General features: G+C 68.2%; 2 protein-coding genes. One reads left to right on the top strand and one right to left on the bottom strand.

Going from position 1 to position 1,486, the window contains the following annotated elements; all coding sequences use genetic code 11:
- Positions 1–81: 81 nt before the first annotated feature.
- On the top strand, positions 82–558 hold the full coding sequence (locus KVT45_RS54920) for a hypothetical protein (RefSeq protein WP_217562617.1): 477 nt from the start codon (positions 82–84) through the stop codon (positions 556–558).
- A 16-nt stretch (positions 559–574) separates the two neighbouring features.
- Here the strand turns inward: KVT45_RS54920 and KVT45_RS54915 are convergent, their stop codons facing one another.
- The gene (locus tag KVT45_RS54915; RefSeq protein WP_254648753.1) at positions 575–1,468 is read right to left on the bottom strand and encodes an IS5 family transposase; all 894 of its coding nucleotides are present in this window, start codon (positions 1,466–1,468) and stop codon (positions 575–577) included.
- Positions 1,469–1,486: the final 18 nt, after the last annotated feature.

The raw sequence follows: 1,486 nt of genomic DNA, 5'->3' as shown, positions 1-1,486 counted from the left end.
TCTGAGACCGCGTTTGAGATCTGCAGCGAACCAGGCTAGACAAGCATCCGTTCTGTCGTGGCCGGCACGTAGGGTGCGGCCATGACTGTGCCTGACCTGGTTCCCATTCGGCATGAGCCGAACTACCGAACGTCCACTATCGGCCAGTGGGACGGAGGCCAGTTCTTTGCCCACGTCAGCGGTGTTTTCGCAGGCCGGGACGTCGATGGCCGGGTACTGCGGCGGTGGTACTCCGTGTTGCACGAGTTCGACGCCGCGGGTCGGCACCTGGACTCCCGGATCCGCGCAGCCGGAACGGTCGCCGACGGGCCAGCGAAGGCGCCGATGGTGGAAGCCGCGCAGCGGCTCCTGCACGAGTGGCTGGACGCGCTGCCCGGGCGGTACTTCACAGACATCGCGATCGCCCCGTTCGCCGTGGAGGTCGACGGCGCGCTGTTCGGCCTGGTCAGCGAGTGCCACGGGGAATATCCCGAGGGAGAGGAGCAGGACGACTGGGCCGAGTTCTACCCGAACCGGCTCGGGTTCAGCGCGCCGTGGGACGGCTTGTACGACACGTGAGGGGACGTGCGCTGTGTCAGCCGGCGGCGCGTGAGAGCGGTCGAGGACCTGGTCGGGTTGCCGAGCGGCCTCGGGTGAGTCGGCGGACCATGATGCCGATCATTGCCCAGCGGATCATGGTTTCGGAGTGGGCCGGGCTGGTCTCGTAGTCCCGGGCCAGGCGTCGGTGGGCGGTGATCCACGACAGCGTGCGCTCCACCGCCCACCGCTTGGGCTGGACCTGGAAGCCGCGCTGACCGGGGTCTTTACGCACGATCTCTAGTTCGCGGCTGAGGACCTGGGTGGTCCAGTCGACCAGGCGGCCGGCGAAGCCTTGGTCGGCCCAGATCTTCCGCACGCTCGGGTGGTCGAGGCGGGTCCACAGCAGCGGGCGTCGGGCGCCGTCGCGGTCCTGGATGTTCGCGGCGACGACGTGGACCGCCAAGAGCAGGCCGAGGGTGTCTGTGATGATGAATCGCTTGCGGCCCTTGACCTTCTTGCCCGCGTCGAAGCCCCTGGTGGCGACCGGGACGGTGTCCGCTGTGCGGATGGACTGGGAGTCGATCAGCCCCGCGCTCGGCTCGGTATTACGCCCGTCGGCCCGCCGGACCCGAGCACGCAGGGCATCGTGGACACGCTCGACGGTGCCGTCGTCATGCCACCAGGTGAAGTACCAGTACACCGTTGGCCAGGGCGGGAAGTCCTTCGGCAACTGCCGCCAGGAACACCCGGTCCGCACCACGTAGAAAATCGCGTCCACGATCCGCCGCCGCGGGTGCTTCTCCCGACGCCCACCCTTGGGACCCACCCGCGCCGGCGGCAGCAACGGCTCCACCAGCACCCACTGCTCATCCGTCAGATCCGACGGATAGCCACCCCCAAGACCACCCACACCAAGCTCAACGACCCCGCCAGCCCCACGGCACGGCAGATCTCAAACGCGGTCTGA

The organism is Streptomyces sp. GbtcB6, assembly GCF_019091475.1.
GTDB lineage: Bacteria > Actinomycetota > Actinomycetes > Streptomycetales > Streptomycetaceae > Streptomyces > Streptomyces hyaluromycini.
The sequence above is the reverse complement of the archived record's forward strand: the minus strand, read 5'-3'. Positions and strand labels throughout refer to the sequence as shown.

What these genes read in the sequence shown, in the direction of transcription:
- KVT45_RS54920 (WP_217562617.1), top strand. Translation starts at nt 82, where the DNA reads ATGACTGTGCCTGACCTGGTTCCCATTCGGCATGAGCCGAACTACCGA.